Below are 25,434 nucleotides of genomic sequence, written 5' to 3'. Positions count from 1 at the left end.
GGCATTGGGTAATTTATTATTTAATATTTTCATTACTGCCAATGCTTTTATATTGCTAAGACCTATCCTTTTTCTGATAACCGATATTATAAAAATCAAAGACCCTCTCATTGTGTTGGTTACTTTTTCGAATTTAATAAATCTGTTGGCTATTGTATTATTTCTTCCTATTTTGGATTTAATCACCTCATTTTTAGAACGTTTTTTCAAAAATACTGATGGTTCGACAGCAGCATTTATAAACCACGCATCAATTGCAGAACCAGAAACCGCTTTGGATTTATTCCGAAGAGAGACTCCATATTTTATCCATAATTCAATGCTTTTCAATTTGGAATTATTTAAAAATCCAAACCCATGAACTTGACCAAGAAATTAATTACACGGAAATCAATGATGAAAGAAATTTTGATTCAAAAACTCCAGAAGAGAAATATGAATTCCTAAAATAATTGCAAGGAGAATTAAAGGCTTTTTATTTAAAACTAAGAGCTAAATTAAATAGTGAAGGAAATTAACATCTACAAAACATAAAAAACGCTTGATTAGCTTGTTATGCATGTAGTAATTTTGCAACATTATTTTTGAATTTTATAATATATTTCGTTTTCATTTTTTAATCTTTGTATGTAATCCCATTTGCAGACAAGATTGCAATTCTTATTTAAATTGGTTAATTTTAACCAAAAAATACACCTCATTTGAAAACATACGTAAAGAAAAGTTTAAAAATTTTCCTTTGGATAATAGGAATTATAATCTTGTTGTTCTTAATTCTTTTTGTAGTTATTCAAATTCCTTCCGTTCAGAATTATGCCAAAGAAAAAGCAGTAACTTATCTGGAAGGGAAAATCAAAACCAAAGTGAGGGTCGATAGTCTTGCCATTGAGTTTCCAAAAAAAGTAATTCTTAAAGGCGTTTATTTTGAAGACCAAAAAAAAGACACTCTTTTTGCGGGTGAAAAACTAGCTGCTGATATCAGTCTGTTTCAATTGATAAACAATAAAGTAGAAATCAATTCCTTAGAATTAGTTGGAATTTCAGCTAATTTAAATAGAGATTCTAAAGCTGTTTTCAATTTTGATTACATCATAAAAGCGTTTGCTTCGCCAGAGAAACAAAAGAGTGATTCGCCACCCATGCAGTTTTCTGTAGCAGAAATAATGCTCGACCGCATCCAGTTTAACTATACCGATGCCGTTACAAAAAATGATATTTATGCCAATTTAAAGCATTTTGAAACGAAAATTAAAAACTTCGATTTAAACGAAATGAACTTTGAAATTCCGAAAGCAAAAATCAATGGACTACAATTCAAATTAAAGCAAGGTTTGGTTCAAATTTCCAATGCTACTAAAGTGGCAGCAATAAAAAACGAACCGGAATCCATCTTAAAATTAAAATTAGGTGAAATTGATTTAGCAAAAATTGATTTCGATTATGAAAGCGAAGAAACCAAGTTATCCACTAATTTTTATTTAAAAAAACTGCTCGCAAAAATTGATAGAATTGATCTTAACAATCAATTCGCAATTATTGAAAGTCTTGATTTAACGGGTGTAGAAGGTGCTTTGGCTTTTGATAAATTAGATATAATCAAACCTAAAAGCGAAGCTACAAACACCGAATCTAACAACTGGGATGTCAAAATAAAGAAAACAGAATTCAAACGGGTGAATTTCCGTTATGACAATAATAATGTTGTTGCAGTTCAAAAAGGAATTGACTACAACCATTTAAATTTTACAAATTTAAACTTACAAGTAGATATGCTGAATTACAATCCCGAAAATATTTCCGGAATTGCCAATTCATTAACCGCTAGAGATAAAAGCGGTTTAAATATTCAATCCTTTAATGCAGAATTTTTCTACGGTAAAAAAAATGCTTTCCTTAAAAAATTATATTTAAAAACTCCGCAAACGGAACTGAAAGATGAAATTAGAATTGGCTATCCTTCCATTGAATCTTTAGTTAAAAATCCGGGAGAATTAGGTCTTATTGCCAATTTAAAAAAGAGCAAGTTGGGTATTAAAGATATTTTACTTTTTGCTCCGACTTTGAATAATACAAATCCGTTTATGAGCAATCCCAATGCGATATTGCTGATTAATGGAACTGTAAAAGGAAAACTAAAAAACATTGAATTTCCAAGTATAGAAATCAGTGGCATTGGAACTACAAAAGTTGCGGCAAGCGGCAGAATAATAGGTTTACCAGATGTAAACAAAGCCTATTTTGATTTGAATATTAAAGACTTGCAATCCGGTTCGAAAGATTTTGTTGGCTTTTTGCCAAAAGGTACCATTCCTAATTCGATTCAATTGCCGTCAAAATTCAGCGCTAAAGGAATTTTTAAAGGAACCATTGCTAATTTCATTACCAATATGAATATTGCAAGTAGTTTTGGAAATGCAAAAATCAAAGCTACATTTGACCAAAGCAGAAAAAATTACGAGAAATACGATGCCCAAACGGAACTGACTAATTTTGATTTAGGAAAATTTATCAAAAACGACTCCATTGGAAAAGTAACTTTAAAAGCCAACATAAAAGGAACTGGATTTGATCCAAAAACAGCAACAGCATCATTAAACGGAACTATTTTGAAAGCGTATTATAATAAATATACGTACCAAAACGTAGCCGTAAAAGGAACTATTCGAAACGGAAATTTCAATGCAACTGCTTTTGCAAAAGATCCTAATCTGACTTTTGATTTGGTAAGCAGCGGCAGTTTTAAAGACAAATATCCTACCGGAAAACTAAAACTGAATGTGGATATCGCTGATTTGGAAAAACTGAATCTGCACGCTGGTCCATTGAAAATAAGAGGCGTTGTAGATGCTGATCTCCAATCGGTAAATCTTGATTACCTCAACGGAACGGTTTATGCGCACAACATTATCATCGTAAATGCTAAAGAGGAATTTGTAATTGACTCTGTTACCGCAGTGGCAACATCTACCTCTGAAAAGAATACATTTGTATTGAAATCACCTTTTTTGGATGTGGAAGCTGATGGAAAATACAAGTTGTCAAAAATAGCGGCTGCTTTGTCAAATTCTATTTCAAAATATTATGACAGCAAACCAAGTTCCAGAAAAATAGCAGTTGAGAAACAAGAATTTGTTTTTAAAATTGGTGTAAAAGACAGTCCAATTCTATTAAAACTTATTCCTGAATTGAAAAGTCTGGAACCTATTAATATACAGGGAAGATACAACTCTGTCAACGACTCTATAGTTTTGAATGGTACAATTCCGAAATTAATTTATGGCGAAAACACCATTACAAATGCTGTCCTTAAAGTAGATACCAAAGATAATTCGCTTGTTTACAGCTTTTTTGTGGATGACATTCAAAACAAACAAATTCAATTGCCACATACCAGTATTTCAGGTAAAGTGCAAAACAATATTGTGGATTATACGGTACAATTAAAAGATTCTAAAGACAAAGAAAGATACTTAATTGCAGGTACATTAAAAGCAACGAACGGCAATAATGAAATCAATCTTGATCCAAATAATTTATTGCTGAACTATGAATCTTGGAAAATAACGCCAGACAATTTAATTCGCTTTGGCAAAAAAGGAATCTATGCCGATAATTTCGAATTGAGTAAAGATGGAAGCAAAATCCTGATACAATCACAGTCGCAGCAAGCAAATGCCCCAATCGCAATTGATTTTAAAGATTTTGACATAAAAACCATTACCAGTATCGTTGAGAAAGATGATTTGCAAATGAGCGGTAAAATCAATGGAAATGCATTGGTTAAAAATATAAGTACTACTCCTCTTTTTACTTCAGACTTAAACATTGAAAATTTTACTTTCAAAAAAGATACAATCGGAAACATTAGTATCAAAGTAAATAATGCGATTGCTAACCAATACGATGCTGCAATCGCCATTACGGGTCAAGGAAATCAAGTTAATCTGGAAGGAAATTACAAGACGACTGACAGCAGTTTTGATATGAATCTCGACATTGATAAATTGAACTTAAAAAGTATTCAGGGCTTTACATTGGATAACATTACGGAAAGCACAGGATTCTTGACAGGAGATTTTAAAATAACTGGGAATACTACCCAACCCAAAGTAGTTGGCGAATTACAGTTCAATGAAATTGGTTTCAAAGTGAAGCAGCTTAATGCAAAATTCAAATCTTTAAATGATAAAATTGTATTTACACCTAATGCCATTCTTTTCGACAATTTTATCATAAAAGATGAGAAAGACAATGATTTAGCCATCAATGGAAAGATTGATAGTGCCAATTTCAGCAATTTTGGTTTTGACTTAGCCATCGATGCTGATAATTTCAAAGCCGTCAATTCTAAAGCGAAAGACAATGATTTGTATTATGGCGAATTGTACTTAGACAATCATTTGAAACTATCCGGAAATTTAGACAATCCTATTGTAGAAGGAAATATCAAAATTAATAAAGACACTAAATTCACTATTGTTTTACCTCAATCAGATCCGTCAATTGCCGACAGAGAAGGAATTGTAGAATTTATTGACCAAGACAATCCAAAATTAGTCGAAACCATTATTATGGATGAATTGGACAGCGAAATGGACATAAAAGGAATCAATGCTTCGGTAAATATTGAAATTGATAAAGATGCTGAATTGTCGTTGGTTATTGATAAAGCAAACGGGGATTTCCTAAAATTAAAAGGAGAAGCGCAATTAAACGGCGGTATTGATCCATCCGGAAAAACAACTTTGACAGGAAGATATGAATTATCTGAAGGTAGTTATGAAATGAATTTTAACGCCATCAAAAGAAAATTTGACATCAAAAAAGGAAGCTATATCCTTTGGACTGGTGAACCTACAACGGCTGACATCAATATCACTGCGGTTTATAAAACTGAAGCTGCTCCGATTGATTTGGTAAATGATCAATTAGGAGATGTCACCGCCGAAGTGAGAAACACCTACAAACAAAAAATTCCTTTTGAAACCGAATTGAAAATGAATGGTGAATTGATGAAACCAAACATTTCTTTTGATATCATTTTGCCAGATGGAAACAATAGCGTTTCAACAGAAATTATCAATGCTACACAAGCTAAATTGACGCAACTGCGTCAGCAACCGGATGAATTAAACAAACAGGTTTTTGCCTTACTGCTGCTGAATCGTTTTATTGGAGAAAACCCTTTTGCCAGTGAAACCGGAGGCACGAGCGTTTCGTCACTAGCAAGAGAAAGTGCCAGTAAAATTTTGTCACAACAACTTAATAATTTGGCGGGCGATTTGATTGAAGGTGTAGAACTTAATTTCGATTTAAATACTTCCGATGATTATACAACGGGTCAACGAGAAAATAAAACCGATTTGAGCGTAGGAATTTCGAAGAAATTATTGAATGACCGATTGAAAGTTACGGTAGGAAGCAGTTTTGGAATTGAAGGTCCGCAACAAGTAAATCAAAACGCGAATAATATTGCAGGCGATGTATCGATTGATTATCAACTTTCAAAAGATGGTAGATATAAAATACGAGCATACCGAATTAATAAATATCAAGTAGCGCTTCAAGGTGAAGTTGTGGAAACCGGAATTGCTTTTATCATTACTATGGATTATAATAAATTCAGTGAATTGTTTCGCAAAAGTGAGGCAAAAAAAGCAAAGCGGAAAAATAAATAAAAGTTTTTGCACCATTAAGAAATTAAGAAAACAGACCAATTGATTTTCCTTAATGAAACTTAATTCCTTAATGGTTTAATTTTTTTAATAAATAATAAATTGATGAACAAGAGCCATATACTATATTTTCTTTTTTTTGCATTGTTCGCCTCATCGTGTAGCAATACGAGATTTCTGCCCGAAGGAGAACTATTGTATACGGGTGCAAAAGTAACTGTGGAAGGAAAAGAAACCTCTAAAAAAGAAAAAAAAGCATTAAAAACGGCATTAAAAGAAGTTCTTAGACCAAAACCAAATTCTTCGATTTTGGGATTAAAACCGAAACTATACATCTACAATTTGGCTGGGACGCCAAAGAAAGAAAAAGGTTGGCGCTACTGGTTGAGAACTAAAATAGGCGAAGCTCCCGTTTTATACAGCCAAGTAGATTTAGAATATAACAAAAGTGTTTTGCAAAACTTTGCCGAAAACAGTGGCTATTTCAACACAAGAACATCGGCAGATTCAACCCGACATGGTAAAAAAGCAACCGCAGAATATAGTGTAAAACCCAGAAAACAATATAAAATTAAAGAAGTAAAATTCCCTACGGATTCTTCCATAATTTCGACTGCAGTTCGCAATACCAGACGAAGAAGTTTGTTGAAAAAAGAAGAAGGTTACAGTCTTGACGTCATCAAAGAAGAAAGAATTCGCATTGATGCCAGACTAAAAGAAAAAGGATTCTTCTATTTTAATCCTGATTATCTCAAAGTACAAGTAGATACAACTGTTGCAGACCATCAGGTGGATCTTATTGTAAAAGTAAAAGACGAAGCTCCAAAACGGGCAGAGACACCATACAAAATCAATAAAATTATTGTTTATCCAAACTATTCCATTGGTTCTGACAGTGTAAAAACGAATGTGGACTCAATCAAAAAATACAATGACTTAACTATTATAGATGAGGAAAATTTGTTTAAACCACGTATTTTTGACAGAGCATTATATTTCAAAAAAAATGATTTATACAACCGTACCGATCATAATTTATCCTTGAATCGGTTAGTAAATCTGGGGACTTTTAAATTTGTAAAAAATCAATTCAGAGTTTCTGACACAACAGGAAATTATCTGGATGCGTATTATTATCTGACGCCATTACCAAAAAAATCAATCCGACTGGAATTGTTAGCCAAAACAAACTCCGCTAATTATACCGGAACCGAGCTCAATTTAAACTGGAGTAACAGAAATACTTTTAGAGGCGCTGAATTGCTTACTATCTCTGCTTTTGGCGGTGTTGAAGTACAAGTTTCCGGGCAAAACAATGGGTTTAATGTATACCGCATAGGAACCGAAGCAAATTTAGTTTGGCCACGATTAGTCGCGCCTTTTAAACTAAATTCTCCAAGTGGTTTTGTTCCAAAAACAAAGGCTACATTAGGATATGAATTTCAAAACAGAACTAAATTATATTCCTTGCAAACCTTCAAAGGTTCGTTTGGTTACTTATGGAAAGAAAATGAACGAAAAGAACATTTATTGAATGTTACCGAGATTACATACGCCAGTCCGCAAAATGTTACTGCTTTGTACCAAGAACAAATCGATGCGAACCCATCTTTAGAAAAAGTCATTGAAAAGCAACTGATTTTTGGTCCAACCTATTCCTATACCTACACCAATACACTACAAAAAAGAAAGAAAAACACCTTTTACTACAAAGGAACAATCGACTTAGCAGGAAACATAGCCGGATTAGCTTCCGGAGCAAACATTGAAAAAAAGGACGCCATTAAATTATTCGATGTTCCGTTTAGTCAATTTATCAAAATAGAGAATGATTTTAGACATTACTATAAATTAGGTCCAGATTCTCAAATAGCCAGCCGAGTAATTGCAGGAGCGGGATTTGCTTACGGAAACTCCAGAGAAATGCCCTTTATCAAACAGTTTTTCATAGGTGGCACCAATAGTTTACGCGCTTTTAGAGCACGTTCTATCGGACCAGGAAGTTTTGATGGTGCTTCAACAAGTACCAATACGTTTTTACCCGATCAATCTGGTGATTTAAAATTGGAATTCAATACCGAATACCGAGCTAAAATTTACGGATTAGTGAAAGGAGCGCTATTCATAGATGCCGGTAATATCTGGCTTTTGAATGAGAATCCAGATAAACCGGGAGCTACATTTTCGAAAAAATTTCTGAGTGAAATAGCCGTTGGTGCTGGAGCAGGATTGCGTTTCGATTTCTCATTTCTAATCTTGAGAACAGATCTTGCATTTCCTATAAGAAAACCATATTTACCTGATGGCGATCGTTGGGTTTTAGATAAAATTGATTTTGGAAGCGGTGCTTGGCGAAAAGAAAATTTAATTTTCAACTTGGCTATTGGCTACCCTTTTTAAAACAATTATAGTAAGAACAAAAAAGAGCACGAAATCATCGTGCTCTTTTTGTATACTAACTAATCAAGGCGTAAAATCTTTTTTTTGTGCCGTTAGGCACTAAATATTGGTAGTAATTGGGTTTTAAATTCGTTAGCGTGCCTAAGTACGCAACATTTATGGTTTTGTTGCGCTATGTCACGCTAAATTCGCTTCAAATGTTCTGTTTTTTTTTACCAATATTTAGTACCTAACGGCACAATTTAACTATTTTCCATAATAAACTATCAAGTTTTAGTCCACCAAGAATAAGGCATTGCTAAACAATAAATTTCCATTTTCCCAGAATCCCCTGAATAATGGATTGTCTACCATATAAATTACTGACCCGTCTCCTTTACTCTCTACCGCAAAACTTACGGTATTATTCAATTTCTTTTTGATTTCATTACCAACAAAACCATAGCTTTTATAATCTTTAGGAACATAAACAACATTGGTTGCTTTCTTCAACAAAGAATAATGTCTGTCATCTGTTTTCAGACTGAAATATTTATCGCCTAAACCAAAAGACATTGGATGTGTTTTATTCAGAAGATTTTCGATGATGGCACCTGGAATCGATTTAGAAATATACCTGCGCTCTGTATCCTGAAAATCCAGAAAACGTTCTTTCAATTCTTCTTCTTCAGCCTCTTTCTCGGAACTTAATTTGTCTTCTTCTGTTGCAAAAGGACTCAACGCATATCCTTCTTTAGCTTCAAAAAGAGTAAGTGCGCTGTTCATCGCTATCACTTTTCCGCCATTTTTAATCCATTCTCCTATTTTCTTTTGTTGGTCTTCTGAAAAATCATAATATCCATCCGCCATAATAAGCGTGTTGTAATTGAATAGGTTTAATCTGTTAAAATTACTTACCTCAACCACACTCACTGGATATCCAATAGTTTCTTCCATATAATACCAAGCAGCCCCAAACTCTGTAGAACCAACTCCTTTTCCTGATAATAAAACGACTTTTGGTGCTTTTAGTAAATTGAAATTTTCACCACCAACATCTTTAGAATTCGATGAAAATCCTGTAGCTATATAATTGTAATCAGATTTTATTTTAATCAGTTCGCCAATCGTTTTTTCAAAATCTACAACTTTTGGATTATCGGCTTTAGTCACAATCAAACCACCCGGCTCCACTATTACATCGCCAAAAATAGCTTTTTTCATCGCAGATCGAACTTTGATATTATTTTGGTGCAACAACGAAAGAACCTGAGCAGAAATTCTGTTATTCCACGGAATATGAAATGCGTATACATTTTGTGGAATTCCTTTTTCTTGCACTTCAATGGACGCTTTTGTTTTGATAGCTAAACTGTTTTTCAACGCATAGCCTTCAACTCCATACGCCAAGGGCAAAGCCCAAGACGTAATATCATAGGATAAACTGTCATTCAACTTTTGATTTGGTTCAAAAAGTACCTGCGCAAAAACAGCTTTTTGTTGGTCTACTTTTACAATTAAATCATTAGATTCAATCGTAAAACCTTTCTCTGTTTTAGTATTATAATTAAATCCAGATGCTTTTTGACTGGCATCAGCGTAACTGAATTCCACATTATTCTTTTTCAACAAATCCGCCATTTGAATCAACTTTGGATTGTTTTTCATCACGTACATTTTATAATTTCCCTTCACAGTTTTTCGGGAATTATTCATAAAACCTCTGAATCCTTTCAGCAAAACATCCGCTTGTGCCGCCGCTGATTCTACCACGGTCAAGACTGCCGTTGCATGATGTGTCAATCGATCCTGTATCGTAAGCGTAATCCCGTTACTCATAGTAACAGCTCTCCCCGCACCTATTCCGCCTTGTTCCATAGTCATTCCTACCGCACCATTATACGTAGGATAGGTATCGCCATAACTTGGATAAAACAAATCAAAACGTTCGCCGGTATTGTACATCCAGTTTTGAGCATCAAATTTCTTAGAAATATTTTTACCTAAAGTGTAATGAAAATCTTTCTGGTACTTCTCAATATATTCATGTAAAGGTTCCGCTGATGGTGGAAAAAAATAGGGTGAATCGTATCCCATTTCGTGGACATCCGTATGAACTTGTGGCATCCATTGGTTGTATAATGCAATTCGCTGTTGGGTTTCCGGTTGTGTTTGCCACGCCCAATCTCTATTTAAATCAAAAATATAATGGTTGTATCTTCCGCCTGGCCAAACTTCCATGTGCTCTCTGTCTGATAATTCCGGATGCGTTTTTTTTCCTGAAATTTCTCGTAACCAATTCCCGTATCTAGAATATCCATCCGGATTAATGCACGGATCTAGTATTACAATCGTATTCTCTAACCACTTTTTAGTTTCAGTATTCGAAGGATTTACCAATTCGTAAGCTACAGTCATGGCGCTTTCGGTTCCGGCAAATTCATTTCCGTGAACATTGAAACTCAACCATACGATTAATTTATCGCCTATCATTTGCGATTTATTTTGGGACAAACCAATAGCTGCTAAATTGTTATTTCTTATTTGTTCCAAATCAGCTAAATTCTCCGGACTCGAAATAAAATACACATTCAAATCCCTTTGTTCAGGCGTTACACCATATTTCTGATGTTTTATAAAAGTAGATTTTTCCGTAAGATGTTTGAAATAATTTTCGGCCTGATGATAGTAGGTAATTTGTTTTCCGTAATTAGGTAAAAACTGGGATGGACTTTGCACTTGTGAATGAACACTCAGCACCAAAGTTAGCATTAGATAAAAAGAAAAAACAGTCTTTTTCATATTATTTTGGGTTAGTTATGCTTCAAAAATAGCCATTTAACAAGTATTGTACAAGCTAACTTTCGGATTAGTGAAATATTGATTTTCCTAAACCTCAAGTTTTTATTAATTTATTTTTTGTTGAAGAATACTAAAAATACAGCACCTTTCATTATTAAATAAACAATATTATTCTGTTTTAGATTAGTAACATTGCTACATTCTATTATATTTGCAAACAACAAAATTCACAAAGATGGAAGAATGTATCTCAGTTTTTGACATGTTAAAAATTGGTGTTGGACCTTCAAGTTCGCACACACTTGGACCTTGGAGAGCAGCCGAACGCTTTCTTAGTGAATTGAGAAATGAAAATTTACTTCCTTTTGTACATCGGGTAAAAATAGATTTATACGGTTCCCTTTCCTTGACCGGAAAAGGTCACGCCACAGATTTAGCCGTGATGCTAGGTTTGAGCGGGCAAGATCCGGAATACATTCCTGTCGAAAATATTGATACGATTATCAAATCAATTGAATCAAAAAACGAAATCAATTTAGGAAACGAAAAACCAATTCCTTTTTATTTCCTTCAAGACATCGTCTTCAATAAAAACTTCCTTCCTTTTCATGCCAATGGAATGACTTTTACGGCTTACATGACAGATGACAATGAGTACGTTTCTACCTTTTATTCTATTGGTGGTGGATTTGTGGTCAAAGAAGAACGCATTAACGCCAAGAAGAAAATAGAAATAAAATGTGCTTTTCCTTATCCAATTGAGAAAGCAGCAGAACTATTGGATTATTGCAAAAAAGAGAATAAATCCATCTCAGAAATCGTTTATGAAAATGAAAAATCGATGCGTACCGAAGCGGTTATCGATCATGAATTGATACGTATTTGGAAAACAATGCTCGAATGCATGTACATTGGTTGCCATTCAGAAGGGATTCTTCCAGGAGGTTTGAATGTACGCCGCAGAGCTTTTGATATGCACCAAAACCTCATCGGTTTAGCCAATTATGATTCTCCACAAAGCTGGCTCGAAGAAATCCGTAAAACCGAAGTGAAGTTTCGACAAATCTTACAATGGGTGAGTTGTTTTGCCTTATCTGTTAATGAAGTAAATGCAGCTTTAGGTCGCGTGGTTACAGCACCAACTAATGGAAGCGCTGGAGTCATTCCTGCCGTTTTAATGTATTATTTAGTTATTGAAAACCACAATGCTGGTGAAAAAGAAATCAAACAATTCCTAATGGTTGCTGGTGAGATAGGTAGTATTTTCAAGAAAGGTTCTACCATATCTGCCGCTATGGGTGGTTGTCAAGCCGAAATAGGTGTGTCATCTGCTATGGCAGCAGCGGCTTTGTGCGAATTGATGGGCGGAACTCCCGAACAAGTTTTAATGGCTGCCGAAATCGCAATGGAGCATCACTTAGGATTGACTTGTGATCCTATTGGTGGTTTAGTTCAGATTCCTTGTATTGAAAGAAACACAATGGGCGCGATAAAAGCCATCAATGCTGCTGAACTTGCACTACAAACCGATCCAAAAAATGCCAAAGTGCCTTTAGACAAAGTGGTAGACACGATGTGGCAAACGGCTAAAGACATGAATAATAAATACAAAGAAACTTCTGAAGGCGGATTAGCGATTGCAGTGAATATGGCGGATTGTTAAACTTAATAACACAAATTTAAAATACAAACAATCTAAAATTCAAATATTTACAGTCGTTTTATTCTATATACTTAAACAAAAAGCAATGGAAATCAATTGGGTAATAGTCAGCATTGTAATCATTTGTGTGCTTATTTTGATTGTATTTCTTGTTAGAAAAAATCAAAAAGATAAAAAGAAGTACACTCATTTCTTGAACAATGATTACAAAAAAGCAAAAGAAGAAGAGTCAGACCTGAATGACGACACGTATTAATTTATAATGCTGGACTATTTTATTAACCTTTACAAATGATTTCTAGTTAAATAAAACCCTCATAATCAACCAGAAAATTGGTAAAATTGTTTCAAATTAAACATTCTTATTTCTAAATCAAACTGTACCCAATTTAAAATAAAAAGTACTTCCTAAACCCAACTCGCTTTCTAATCCAATAGTTCCGTTTTGTGCTTCTATAAATTCTTTGCTAATCGCTAATCCGAGTCCTGTTCCTGACTTTTGGCTTCCTGGTACCTGAAAATATTTATCAAAAATTTTAGTTTTATAACGGGAATCAATTCCTTTTCCAGTATCAATTACTTGAAAAACAACCTGATTATTTTCATTTTTAAGTTTTACAATTATCTTACTGTTTTCTGTTGAATACGTAATTGCATTGGTTAAAAAATTAATCAAAACCCACGCAGTTTTTTCACTATCCCCTTTTATATCAGGTAAATTTTGTTCAGTCTCAATAACTAGCTCAATTTGCTTTTGATCTGCTTGCACTTTTACAGCTTCGGTAGCGTAGTTAATAATTTCATAGGGATTACTCTTCTCAATATTCAGCTTTATATTCCCGGTTTCTAACTGCGACAATTCCAACAGTTCCCCAGTAATTTTTAATAACCGCTGGCTATCGTCTTTAATGCTTTCGATTAATTGCTTTTGATCTTCATTAATGTTGCCTGTTTCTGCTTTTTCAAGTAATTGTAAACTTAATTTTATAGATGAAATTGGGGTTTTCAATTCGTGTGAAACAGTAGCAATAAAATTAGTTTTAGCAAAATCCAATTCTTTAAAAACAGTAATGTTTCTTAAAATAATAACATTTCCAATGTCAATAATTTGATCTTCTCCTGTTGGTTTAATAGTAATGTTTATGGTTTCTTTTTCAAAATAACTTTCTTTACCATCAGCAAAAATTTTCATGGGAAGCGATTTCTGTTTCTCGTTTGACAGATCTTTAATTACTAACGTTTTCATCAAATCATTTGTCAGAGCAAGAGTTGTTACTAGTTTACCCATAACGTCCTCTGATTTTAAACCAATTATTTTCAAAGCCTCATCATTAGCAAATAAAATCAAACCCTGATTGTCTAACCCGATAATTGGGTCGTGCATATTGTTAATTAAAGTTTCTAGTCTTTTCTTTTCAAATGACAGTTTATACAAATTACTATTATTATATTCCTGCAGTTTTTCGGCCATGGTATTAAATGATTTGGCCAAATCTCCAAATTCATTGTGATTCATAAAATTCACACGTTGCGAATAGTTTTTGTTGGCAATTTGCTTGATACTGTCCGTGAGTTCTTTTATTGGATTAGCGATATTGTTGGGCAAATTCACTAATAAATTGAACGCAATTAAAAAGCAAAGTGTTCCTGTTACTGCTATCCAAAAATTAGCGGTCTCTGCCGTGTGTTTTGCAATATCACTTTTTTGTTTTATCGCATTCATATTCAATTTCATAATCTCGAAAATGTCTTGACGAATTTGGCTTTTTAAGGTTTCATCGGTTCTATTCTTTTTCAAAAAATCGAAATTTTTCTCCAAATTATAAGTCGCTTTATCTTCGCCAGCCTCAGTAATATTGGCAATTTGTTTGGTAATATTGGTTTCAAAAATAATAATTGCCTTTTCTTCATTCATATTAATTTCATCTAAAGAAAGAAGCATATTACGCGAATATTCTAGCGTGTTGTAATTGGCTTTCAGAATGTTTTCTGTGTCTTTTTTTATCGAAAAAATATAAAATGCCGCTACTAATGAAAGTATGATTATCATTAGAAAAAGCAATCCAACACCCAGGTTTAATTTGGTTTTAATTTTCATTTTAAGATAGAATTATAAGATCAATATTAGAAGACGTTAGGTTGTTCAACAATTTATTAAAAACAGTTGTCGATAAAATTACTTTAAATAAACTCAAATGCGGTTTCCCTATGCAAACAGTAGTGATTTGTTTTTGCGCGACCACCTCTAAAATAGCATCTGTAATATGAGCATTCTGAACTTTAATTACTTCGGCACCAAGTTGTGTGGCCAATTTAAAATTATTAATCAGATGCCGTTGTTTGTCGAGCGCAATTCTGTCGCTGCTTTCTTTTGGCGTTTCTACATACAAAACGCACCATTTGCTATTGTAATAACTCGCTAATCGCGCCGTTTTTCTTATGATAGTCTTAGCGATTTTGTCGTTACTACTGATACAAGCCAATAATCTTTCATGTTTTACTGCAATGTTTTTGGGCACTTCACTTTCCACTTTCCTATTGACTTGACTGGCTACTTCTTTCAAGGCCAGCTCCCGCAATTGTAATATTTGATCGGATTTAAAAAAATTATTTAGCGCCGTATGGATTTTATCCGCGGTATAGATTTTACCTTCTTTCAAACGCATAATCAATTCATCTGAAGTCAAATCAATATTAACCACCTCATCTGCCAATTTCAAAACACTGTCCGGAATGCGTTCCTGAACGTCAATATTTGTGATGTTTTTTACTTCTGTGTTTAAACTTTCTAAGTGCTGAATATTCACTGCCGAAATCACATTTATTCCTGCTTCTAAAATCTCCAAAACATCTTGCCATCGCTTCTCATTTTTGCTTCCTTCAATGTTTGTATGCGCTAGTTCATCTACAATAACCACTTCTGGACGCAAATTGATAATGGCTTGTAAATCCATTTCTTCAAGTAGTTTCCCTTTATAAAAAAGAGTTCGCCTGGGAATGACCGGTAAACCCTCTAGTAGTTCGTGTGTTTCTTTCCGATTGTGAGTTTCTATAAACCCAATTTTTACATCTATCCCGTTTTTCAACAAGGTATGTGCTTCCTGTAACATCCTGAAAGTTTTGCCCACACCGGCACTCATACCGATGTAGACTTTAAACTTTCCTTTGCGTGATTTCTGAATTAAATCAAGAAAGTGCTTGACATTATTTTCTTTTTCGTTGTCCATAGTTATTGCGAGGCACGAAGCAATCTAAAAAAATTGAAACTTTATGATACTGTGTTTCATTAAGAAAATACTTAATTTATCTTAATATCTTAATGGTTTAAAAAAAGGAAATTAAAAAGAAATAGCCAATGCTGTCGTTAAAAATACATTTTGATTGCTAGGATTAGTGTTTTTCAAAAAGATATCGTCTTTACTATTCAAAGTTCTTGCTTCTATTCTAAACATCACATTATCAGTAACTAAATAATCAAAATTTGTGGAAAAACTGTATGTTTTAAAACCATTAGGTGTTCCAGATGCAATAATGACTCCTTTTTCATCGGCATAATACTCGGCTCTTGCTGCCAATTGGATTTTACTTGTCGGTTTGTATTGTGCTATTAAGATTGGTGCAAACCAAACATCATATTGGTCTCTTTCTGTTGCTTTTTGTTGCGCTCCAATATCAAAACCAGCAATTAAACTTGTTTTTTCGGATACTTTAAATTGTCCGTAAAAATTATTGAAATAACGCCATTTTTTTACATTATCCGGTTGTTCATTCCCAACATACGTACTCCAGTTTAATGTAGTTTTGGCAGAAGGTTTATAGGTTACCTGTGTACCAAAAGCCGGAGTTTGGTTGCCATCAATTTTCTGGATGCGTTGCCAACCGTTTAAAAACATCGCAGCCAAATACCATTTTTCGCTTTTTGACGTATATCCAATTTTCACACCCGCTTCATAATACGGCGAATTATCAGCCAAAATACTTCTAGTCAAAGTGACGCAATCTTTACCAATCGCGCTTTCAAAACCAATATGTGACGGCATAATTCCCGCATCAACCCACAGATTGTGTTTTGACGAAATTTTCACACCCACATTCGCTTCATACACATTTTTTAGTAAATCCTGTTCTGCTGCCAAATTGTATTGGGCATACGTTCCAGCCATTAAGGCAAAATTCCCGCGAACATTCTCTTTAGTATAATTTACCTTCGCCAATCCTAAATTCAAATTGACTTCGTTGTGCTTGTTATGACTGTAAACAAATCCAGGTCTTACATGATTGTCGGGTTCTCCAAAATCATAACTGTAATACGTTTCTATATAACCCGAAAACGTAAAAGGACTTTGTATTTTTTCAGTTTCTTGTGCATTAACTGTTGTTATCCCAAAAGCTATTAAAGCTGTAATTATTATTTTTTTCATTTCTATTATTTTTAGAAGCTAATCCCGCTATCATTCCAATCTTTTGTCTCGTAAAAAACGAGACAAAAGGATTTTCCCTTCTATCGGGGCTAGGTGTGTATTTTTAAAGACCTTGTTTTTTTAATTTTCCATTGACTTTAGTATTGAAATCAATCCTATTTCAATAAATCCAAGGCTACATTCAACTCTAGAACATTTACGGTTGCAGTTCCTATTACTGCTGGTGAATTGATTTTTGCTTGCACCAAAGCTTTTACTTTATCTTCTGATATGTTTCTTTCTTTTGCAACTCTTTTTACCTGAATCAAAGCTCCTTTCGGAGAAATATTAGGATCTAACCCACTTCCTGAAGCCGTCACCATATCCGAAGGAATCTCTGATTTTTTCAAATAAGGATGCACGATTAAAAAAGTGTCGATTCTTTTTTGCACCAATGCTAAATAATCAGAATTACTCGGCCCTTTATTGCTTCCTCCACTTCCTGCAGCGTTATAATCCACCGCTGAAGGCCTTCCCCAAAAGTAGTTGGATTTATCGAATTTTTGCCCAATTTTTTGATACCCCACCACTTTTCCGTTTACAGTAATTGTTTCTCCTTTTCCTTTATTGGGAGCCAATTGTGCTATCCCAAAAATTGCCATTGGGTAAATAACCGCTAACAACACCACCATAAATAAGGTGAATTTTAATATTGAAAATATATTTTTCATTTTGTTTTTTTTTATAAACCTAACCCGTTTTTGAAACCTGTTAGGTTTGGATCTACATAAATAATGCTACAACTAAATCAATTATTTTAATTCCGATAAATGGGATGATCAAACCACCAAGACCATAAATCAATAGGTTTCGCTTTAGAATAGCACTCGCACCGATTGGCTTATAATCAACCCCTTTTAAAGCTAAAGGAATCAATATCGGAATGATAATCGCATTGAAAATGACAGCTGATAAAATCGCACTTTCTGGACTGTGTAATCCCATAATATTTAATCCTTCAAGAGCAGGAATAGCCGTGATGAAAAGCGCGGGAACAATAGCAAAATATTTAGCCACATCATTCGCAATCGAAAACGTGGTAAGCGTTCCTCTGGTCATCAATAATTGTTTTCCTATTTCTATGATTTCAATTAACTTGGTGGGATCATTGTCTAGATCGACCATGTTTCCGGCTTCTTTAGCTGCTTGTGTTCCGCTGTTCATGGCTACACCAACATTGGCTTGCGCCAAAGCGGGTGCATCATTTGTTCCATCACCCATCATCGCTACGAGCTTGCCTTGTTCTTGTTCGTTTTTGATGTAATTCATTTTATCCTCAGGTTTGGCTTCGGCAATAAAATCATCTACACCAGCTGCTTCGGCAATAAATTTGGCTGTCAACGGATTATCTCCGGTTACCATCACCGTTTTTACACCCATTTTTCTCAAACGTTCAAAACGTTCTTTCATTCCCGTTTTGATAATATCCTGCAATTCAATAACACCTTGGACTTGAGCATTTTTTACTACCACCAATGGCGTTCCACCTTTTGATGAGATAACAATCACTGCTTGTGCAATATCCTCTGGAAAAATAGTTCCCGCTTTCAGTGCAATATTTTTTGAAGCATCCTGAGCACCTTTTCTAATATCGGTTCCGTCTTTTAAAACAACACCGCTAGTTCTAGTTTCGGCAGTAAACTTTATTAAAGTAGCTCCTTCAATCGATAGTTTGTTTGCCACTTCAATTCCTGCCAGTTCCACAATACTTTTGCCTTCGGGCGTGTCATCAGCCAGCGAACTCAAAACTGCAGATTTGATAAAATCCTCTTCCGAGATTCCTTTTGCTGGATAAAAACGAGTCGCTTTTCTATTTCCAATGGTGATGGTTCCAGTTTTGTCCAAAAGTAATACATCAATATCGCCGGCAGTTTCTACCGCTTTTCCTGATTTGGTAATTACATTGGCACGCAAAGCCCTATCCATTCCTGCAATTCCAATGGCTGATAACAAACCACCAATCGTTGTTGGAATCAAACAAACAAATAGCGAAATGAAGGCGGCAATTGTTATCGGTGCATTCGCATAATCGGCAAAAGGTTTCAAGGTCACGCAAACAATCACAAAAATTAATGTAAAGGCAGCCAACAAAATAGTTAACGCAATTTCATTAGGCGTTTTCTGGCGGCTCGCTCCTTCTACCAAAGCAATCATTTTATCCAGAAAACTTTCTCCTGGTTCGTTAGTCACGATCACTTTGATTTTGTCTGATAATACTTTAGTTCCTCCAGTTACTGATGATTTATCGCCACCTGCTTCCCGAATTACAGGAGCACTCTCTCCGGTAATGGCACTTTCATCTATAGTGGCCAATCCTTCGATAATTTCACCATCAGTTGCAATTAAATCTCCAGCTTCACAAACAAAAACATCGCCTTTCTTCAATTCAGAAGAACTGATATTCTTAATTTCGCCATTGGCTAAAACTTGTCTTGCGGGTGTTTCTTCCCGTGTTTTTCGCAAACTATCGGCTTGTGCTTTTCCTCTGGCTTCGGCAATAGCCTCAGCAAAATTCGCAAACAAAAGGGTTGCTAACAAAATTAAAAATACTATGAAATTATAAGTAAAACTGCCTTGGTCTTGTGCGCCAAATAAAATTGCAACACACACAGCAAACATAATGGCAGTTCCAATTTCAACGGTGAACATTACCGGATTCTTGAACATTATTTTCGGGTTTAGCTTAACAAAAGACTGCACTAGCGCCTCTTTTACTTGCTTACTTTCGAATAATGAATTGGATTTATTGTTATTCATTTTTATTATTATTTTAATGTAAAGTACTCCGCTAAAGGTCCAAGTGCTAATGCTGGGAAGAAAGATAAGGCTGCAATAATGGCGATTACGGCAAAAACCATAACTCCAAAAATAGACGTGTCTGTTTTTAAAGTACCCGCACTTTCAGGAATATATTTTTTATTGGCCAACAATCCTGCGATGGCTAAAGGCCCAATGATAGGAAGGAAACGACTCAATAACAACACAATTCCTGTGGTGATATTCCAAAAAGGATTGTTGTCGCCCAAACCTTCAAATCCAGAACCATTGTTGGCTGCACTCGAAGTATATTCGTATAACATTTCCGAAAATCCGTGATGCCCAGGGTTGTTCAACCAGCCGGTGGCGTTTCCGCTAAACCAGTAGCCCATTGCAGTATCATTTGCAGCAAAATAAGAAGCCAAAGCCGTTCCTGACAATATCAATAAAGGGTGAAGAATGGCAATGAAAGCTGCAATTTTAACTTCTCGGGCTTCAATTTTCTTTCCTAAAAATTCTGGTGTTCGTCCCACCATTAATCCCGAAATAAAAACTGCAAGAATGATAAAAATATAAAAGTTCAAAAATCCTACTCCGCAACCACCATAAAAGGCATTCACCATCATCGCCAATAATTGCATGGACCCAGAAACAGGCATCGAGCTGTCATGCATACTATTGACCGAGCCTGTAGAAATTACAGTGGTAGCAATGCTCCAAAATCCAGAAATGGCGGGTCCAAAACGAACTTCTTTGCCTTCCATAGCTCCGGTTGTTTGGGCAATTCCCATTTTTTCGATAGCTGGGTTTCCGTTGAGTTCACTGATAACTGTTGGAACAACTAAAAGTAAAAATCCAACCGTCATAACTCCAAAAACTACGTAGGACAGCCTTCTTTTCTTTAGATAAAAACCTAATGCAAAAATCATTGCAAACGGAATAATTAATTGTGCCCATAATTCAACCGCATTGGTAAAATAAGTAGGATTCTCTAATGGATGTGCCGAATTGGCTCCAAAAAATCCCCCACCATTGGTTCCGATATGTTTAATACCGATAAATGCTGCTGCTGGTCCACGGGAAACTGCTACTGAATCCCCTTGTAAAGTGGTAATTGTATCTTTTCCTTCAAAAGTCATTGGTGTTCCGCTAAATAACAAAGCGATGGCTACAAGAGCAGAAAGAGGCAGTAAAATTCTAGTACAGCTTTTGATAAAATAATTATAAAAGTTGCCCAATTTATCAGTGGTTCTCTCTTTCATTGCGGTAAAAACCATTGCTGCGGCAGCCATCCCAACACCGGCAGAAACAAATTGAAGGAACATCAAAACCATCTGCGATAAATAAGAAACACCTGTCTCGCCAGAGTAATGCTGTAAATTGCAATTTACCATGAACGAAATAGCGGTATTGAATGCTAAATCTGGAGTCATGTTTGGATTATTGTCCGGATTTAAAGGCATTGAACCTTGAAATAACAAAACAAAAAAGCAAAGAAAGAACCAAACCATATTCACGCTTAACAACGCTTTTAAATGTTGTTTCCAGTTCATTTCTTCGGTGGAATTGATACCACTTCTTTTGAAAATAAATTTCTCAATTGGATTGAAAATCGGGTCAAGGAATGTTTTATCTCCCGTAAAAACTTTAGCAATATATTTCCCAACAGGAACCGCTAAAATTATAGAGATGATAAAAATACTGATGACACCAAATAATTCTGTGTTCATAAAAAAATAGTTTATTAAGTTAAAATTTTTCGGGCTTGATTAATACATAAACCAAATAGCCGAAAACGGCCAATGCGACAATAAATAGTGCAGTCATAATTTAAATTTTTTCAAAAAATTCGACAGATTTAAAACAAATCGCAAATAACAAAATGGCTAGTGCGAGTAAAAGGATTGTGATTAACATAGATTATTGGTGTTTTAGATTTTAGCCCTTCGACTGCGCTCAGGGTGACATATTAAAATTTAGTTTTATACTCCCGAAGCGTTTATTTGCTTGATGTACTCCGCCTTCAAGGATTTTGGGAAAAGATTCGAAATAGTGCAATGGCGCATTTCCATAAAAGAGGAAACCGAAAAAAGATAGACATTGGAAATAGCATTTTTTGTTTCGTTGCTTCCTGTTACCAATAATCGTTCAGCGAGTGCCAAACATTTTTTTGCTCTGGAAATATTTCCCGTAATAATGGCAGTCTTGGTGATTTCGGCGAAGCGTTCTGCTTGTTTGTAGATCGAGGTGACTTGATTTTTCATATGTATTTAATATTTGTTTTTTAAAGGAATATGGTATCGCCATTCTTCGGTTTTATTTCTAATTTGAATCATGGAGATTTCATAAGAATGATTTTTTATGTTCTTCAACGCTTATGCCAAAATGCATTCCAAAAAACCACAGCACACCTCAAAGATTTGTCAATAAAGGAATTGAGGTTTTTATGCCAAAAAAAAACATAAAAAAAGCCTATCAAAATGATAGGCTTTTCTCAAAATAATATGATTTTAATGAATATTGTATTCGTCTAATTTTCGATAAAGTGTTGCAACGCCTATTTCTAATAAGCGTGCGGTTTCGGCTTTATTCCCTTTGGAGTAATTTAATACTTTTTGAATGTGGAGTTTTTCAATACTTTGCATCGAAAAAGCTGACATCGTCTTACTGGAATTATCTTGCTGATGCTGAACCTCATAAGGCAATACATCTTGCGTCAAGTTAAAATCTTCAGCCAAAATTACGGAACGTTCAATCACATTTTTCAGTTCCCGAACATTTCCAGGCCAATGGTATGTTTCCATCTTATGCAAAAAATCGCCATCGATAGAGACTATTTTTTTATTTACTTTCTCTGAAAATTGTTTCACAAAATAGTTTGTCAATGGTGCAATGTCTTTTATTCTTTCTCTTAAGGGAGGAATTTTAATTTCGAAAATATTCAATCGAAAATACAAATCCGAACGGAAACGGTGTTCTTCACTTTCGGTTTTTAAATCGCGATTGGTTGCGGCTATTAACCTAAAATTTGATTTTCTGGGTGTCGTATCTCCTATTTGTATGTATTCATTGGTTTCTAAAACCCGTAGTAATTTAGCTTGTAATTCTAACGGCATTTCGCCAATTTCATCCAGAAATAAAGTACCGCCATTCGCCTCTTCAATAAATCCTTTCTTGTCTTTTACAGCTCCTGTAAAAGATCCTTGCTTATGTCCAAACAATTCACTTTCGAGAATTTCCTTGCTGAAAGTACTGCAATTCAAAGCAACAAAAGATTTTCCTACTCGGTTGCTGTTTTCATGAATGGCTTGTGCAAAAACTTCTTTTCCGGTTCCTGTTTCTCCCGTTAAGAGTACAGTGGAATCGGTTTTGGCTACTTTTTTAGCCAGATTAATCACTTGTTCCAATCCTTTCGATTTTCCAATAATAGTATCAAAAGAATATTTATCAGAAATTCGTTTTTCGAGTTGTTGGACTTTCTTAATCAGTTGGACTTTTTCCAATGCTTTATACAACAGCGGAATAATTTTGTCATTGTCATCGCCTTTGACAATATAATCAAAAGCTCCGTTTTTCATGGCTTGAACACCATCTGAAATTTTGCCAAAAGCAGTCAATAAGATAACTTCTGTTAATGGAAAATTTGTTTTTATCTTTTGAACAAAATCAACACCATTGCCATCAGGAAGTTTGACATCACAAAGAATCACATCAATATCACTGTGTTCCAGTTTCTTGAAACCTGACTTTAAATCTGGTGCTTCGAAAACTTCGAAACCTTCTGATTTTACGATTCGGGCTAGAAGGCTACGCAGTTTTTCTTCATCATCAATGATAAGTATGTTTTTCAAAATAGGATTTGTATAAATTTAAAATACAAAGCTAACTTTTTAAATGCTGACAAATAAAAAATAATTAGGGTTTACTTTCTTCGGGTATCGATAAGATGAATAATTTTCCAGCTATTTTCTTTTTTGAAAAGCGTAAAAGCATTCACGCCTTTATGGCTCAATTTATCGTTTACATAAAACTCATAAGGTGTCCAAGCGTGCGCCATGCTCCCATCTACCTGAATAGCATAACTCATAATTTTTTCCTGAAACTTTAATTCAGCAGGAATAGAAGCTATCGATTTAAAAAACACTTGTGGCTTTTCATTGGATAATTTGGTGCCTTTAGCATTCTCACTAATAGATTGTAAAATCATTGTATCCTCACAAAGAGACTTTAATTTCAAAGTATCTTTGGCATGAAAAGCCTCAAAAAAAGTTTCAACCACTTTTTGAATTTCTTGATTTTGAGCCTGAGAATATGTTGATGTGAACAATACAATCAATACTACTATTTTACGCATAATTACTTTTTTAATTAATTAGAACTTCCAATAACATTACTGTTACATTTTTGAGTTAAAAATATACATTTTATTACCTTTACAATCTTAAAACAACAAATATGTCTGTCGCAAAAAAAGATTATAAAAGGATTACTACAAAATCACTGATTGAAATGAAAGCAAATGGAGAGAAAATTTCCATGCTTACCGCATACGATTACACCATGGCAAAAATCGTTGATACAGCCGGAATTGATGTAATCTTAGTAGGTGACTCTGCATCGAATGTAATGGCTGGTCATGAAACGACTTTGCCAATTACGTTGGACCAAATGATTTATCACGCTTCATCTGTAGTGAGAGCTATAGAAAGAGCATTGGTTGTGGTGGATTTACCTTTTGGAAGTTACCAATCAGATCCTAAAGAAGCGTTGCGTTCTGCCATCCGAATCATGAAAGAAAGCGGTGGTCATGCCGTAAAACTGGAAGGCGGAAAAGAAATTAAAGATTCAATCAAGAAAATACTAAACGCAGGAATTCCAGTGATGGGACATTTGGGTTTAACTCCTCAATCTATTTATAAATTTGGTACCTATACTGTTCGTGCCAAAGAAGAGGAAGAAGCAGATAAACTTATTGAGGATGCTAAATTGTTGGAAAGATTAGGTTGTTTTGCTTTAGTTTTAGAAAAAATTCCGGCACATTTAGCCGAAAAAGTAGCTCAAAGTATTTCGATTCCGGTAATTGGAATTGGTGCTGGCGGCGGAGTTGATGGTCAAGTTTTGGTAATTCACGACATGTTAGGAATGAATAATGAATTTAGTCCACGTTTCTTGAGAAGATACATGAATTTATACGAAGGAATGACAACTGCCATAGGTCAATATGTTGCCGATGTGAAATCAAGTGATTTTCCTAATTCCAGCGAACAATATTAAAATTAGACTTCTTAGATTATTGGATTATTAGACTAAAAAAGTAGAAATGCATCGATTTAAGGTTTTAGAGATTTGGAAAAAAAGTAGATTTTTTTGTTCTGAAATTTATAAAGTGACTTTGTCTTTTCCTAACGATGAAAAATTTGGACTAACAAATCAATTAAGAAGAGCTTCTGTTTCTATTCCATCTAATATTGCTGAAGGATCATCAAGGCAATCTAATAAGGACTTTGCACGATTTTTAGAAATCGCCATCGGTTCAGCATATGAAGTCGAAACACAAATTCTTATTTCATCAGATTTAGGTTTTATAACTCCAGAAGATTTAAAAGAATTATCAGATATGCTAAACGAAATTATTAAAATGACTTCAAGATTTAGAGCAACTTTATTATAGACTTTTTTAGATTTTCAGACTGCATGA

18 protein-coding genes are annotated in these 25,434 nt (G+C 34.6%); 7 read left to right on the top strand and 11 right to left on the bottom strand.

Translation table 11 applies throughout. The features are described 5' to 3' along the window. Positions 1–4 precede the first annotated feature (4 nt). From ACNQF6_RS13445 to tamL, 3 genes are all read left to right on the top strand, one after another. Complete coding sequence (locus ACNQF6_RS13445) at positions 5–361, top strand: hypothetical protein (RefSeq protein WP_417966426.1); 357 nt, start codon at positions 5–7, stop codon at positions 359–361. A 340-nt stretch (positions 362–701) separates the two neighbouring features. After that, complete coding sequence (locus ACNQF6_RS13440; RefSeq protein WP_417966424.1) at positions 702–5,678, top strand: translocation/assembly module TamB domain-containing protein; 4,977 nt, start codon at positions 702–704, stop codon at positions 5,676–5,678. A gap of 102 nt (positions 5,679–5,780) precedes the next feature. Continuing rightward, a complete protein-coding gene (gene tamL, locus ACNQF6_RS13435; RefSeq protein WP_417966422.1) occupies positions 5,781–8,075 on the top strand; it encodes a translocation and assembly module lipoprotein TamL in 2,295 nt (764 codons plus the stop codon). 273 nt (positions 8,076–8,348) lie between these two features. On the opposite strand, the gene ACNQF6_RS13430 is transcribed toward tamL, so the two are convergent. After that, positions 8,349–10,856, bottom strand: a complete 2,508-nt coding sequence (locus ACNQF6_RS13430) for a M14 family metallopeptidase (RefSeq protein WP_417966421.1) — start codon at positions 10,854–10,856, stop codon at positions 8,349–8,351. 235 nt (positions 10,857–11,091) lie between these two features. Between ACNQF6_RS13430 and ACNQF6_RS13425 the strand changes: the two genes are divergently transcribed. Together ACNQF6_RS13425 and ACNQF6_RS13420 are read left to right on the top strand one after the other, a co-directional pair. After that, positions 11,092–12,519 carry an L-serine ammonia-lyase gene (locus ACNQF6_RS13425; protein WP_417966419.1) on the top strand — a complete coding sequence of 476 codons (1,428 nt, stop codon included), beginning with the start codon at positions 11,092–11,094 and terminating at the stop codon, positions 12,517–12,519. An 85-nt stretch (positions 12,520–12,604) separates the two neighbouring features. Then, complete coding sequence (locus tag ACNQF6_RS13420; RefSeq protein WP_417966418.1) at positions 12,605–12,775, top strand: hypothetical protein; 171 nt, start codon at positions 12,605–12,607, stop codon at positions 12,773–12,775. A gap of 117 nt (positions 12,776–12,892) precedes the next feature. On the opposite strand, the gene ACNQF6_RS13415 is transcribed toward ACNQF6_RS13420, so the two are convergent. The 10 genes from ACNQF6_RS13415 to ACNQF6_RS13370 form a co-directional block, all read right to left on the bottom strand. Further along, positions 12,893–14,617, bottom strand: coding sequence for an ATP-binding protein (locus tag ACNQF6_RS13415; RefSeq protein ID WP_417966416.1), 1,725 nt, complete (start codon positions 14,615–14,617; stop codon positions 12,893–12,895). A gap of 1 nt (position 14,618) precedes the next feature. After that, positions 14,619–15,746, bottom strand: a complete 1,128-nt coding sequence (locus ACNQF6_RS13410) for a sensor protein KdpD (protein ID WP_417966415.1) — start codon at positions 15,744–15,746, stop codon at positions 14,619–14,621. A gap of 111 nt (positions 15,747–15,857) precedes the next feature. Then, the gene (locus ACNQF6_RS13405; RefSeq protein ID WP_417966414.1) at positions 15,858–16,940 is read right to left on the bottom strand and encodes a porin; all 1,083 of its coding nucleotides are present in this window, start codon (positions 16,938–16,940) and stop codon (positions 15,858–15,860) included. Between the two features lie 155 nt (positions 16,941–17,095). Beyond that, positions 17,096–17,650 carry a K(+)-transporting ATPase subunit C gene (locus ACNQF6_RS13400; RefSeq protein ID WP_417966413.1) on the bottom strand — a complete coding sequence of 185 codons (555 nt, stop codon included), beginning with the start codon at positions 17,648–17,650 and terminating at the stop codon, positions 17,096–17,098. Between the two features lie 52 nt (positions 17,651–17,702). Further along, on the bottom strand, positions 17,703–19,736 hold the full coding sequence (gene kdpB, locus ACNQF6_RS13395; protein ID WP_417966412.1) for a potassium-transporting ATPase subunit KdpB: 2,034 nt from the start codon (positions 19,734–19,736) through the stop codon (positions 17,703–17,705). 8 nt (positions 19,737–19,744) lie between these two features. Continuing rightward, positions 19,745–21,466, bottom strand: a complete 1,722-nt coding sequence (kdpA, locus tag ACNQF6_RS13390; protein WP_417966411.1) for a potassium-transporting ATPase subunit KdpA — start codon at positions 21,464–21,466, stop codon at positions 19,745–19,747. 19 nt (positions 21,467–21,485) lie between these two features. Further along, a complete protein-coding gene (kdpF, locus tag ACNQF6_RS13385) occupies positions 21,486–21,563 on the bottom strand; it encodes a K(+)-transporting ATPase subunit F (protein ID WP_111410498.1) in 78 nt (25 codons plus the stop codon). A gap of 155 nt (positions 21,564–21,718) precedes the next feature. Then, positions 21,719–22,000, bottom strand: a complete 282-nt coding sequence (locus ACNQF6_RS13380) for a DUF7674 family protein (RefSeq protein ID WP_417966410.1) — start codon at positions 21,998–22,000, stop codon at positions 21,719–21,721. Positions 22,001–22,246: 246 nt separating this feature from the next. Next, complete coding sequence (locus tag ACNQF6_RS13375; protein WP_417966515.1) at positions 22,247–23,590, bottom strand: sigma-54-dependent transcriptional regulator; 1,344 nt, start codon at positions 23,588–23,590, stop codon at positions 22,247–22,249. 68 nt (positions 23,591–23,658) lie between these two features. Next, entirely contained in the window at positions 23,659–24,090 is a 432-nt protein-coding gene (locus ACNQF6_RS13370) for a Cif family virulence factor (RefSeq protein WP_417966409.1), read from the bottom strand. A gap of 101 nt (positions 24,091–24,191) precedes the next feature. Between ACNQF6_RS13370 and panB the strand changes: the two genes are divergently transcribed. Together panB and ACNQF6_RS13360 are read left to right on the top strand one after the other, a co-directional pair. Continuing rightward, the gene (panB, locus tag ACNQF6_RS13365) at positions 24,192–25,010 is read left to right on the top strand and encodes a 3-methyl-2-oxobutanoate hydroxymethyltransferase (protein ID WP_315179472.1); all 819 of its coding nucleotides are present in this window, start codon (positions 24,192–24,194) and stop codon (positions 25,008–25,010) included. Positions 25,011–25,056: 46 nt separating this feature from the next. After that, positions 25,057–25,407 (top strand): four helix bundle protein, encoded by a 351-nt coding sequence (locus tag ACNQF6_RS13360; protein ID WP_417966408.1) that lies wholly within the window; start codon positions 25,057–25,059, stop codon positions 25,405–25,407. The last annotated feature ends 27 nt before the right edge of the window (positions 25,408–25,434 follow it).

Source organism: Flavobacterium pasteuri (assembly GCF_048286615.1).
Taxonomy (GTDB): Bacteria; Bacteroidota; Bacteroidia; order Flavobacteriales; family Flavobacteriaceae; genus Flavobacterium.
Note: the sequence above shows the minus strand (reverse complement) of the source record. Positions and strands in the feature narration are given on the sequence as shown.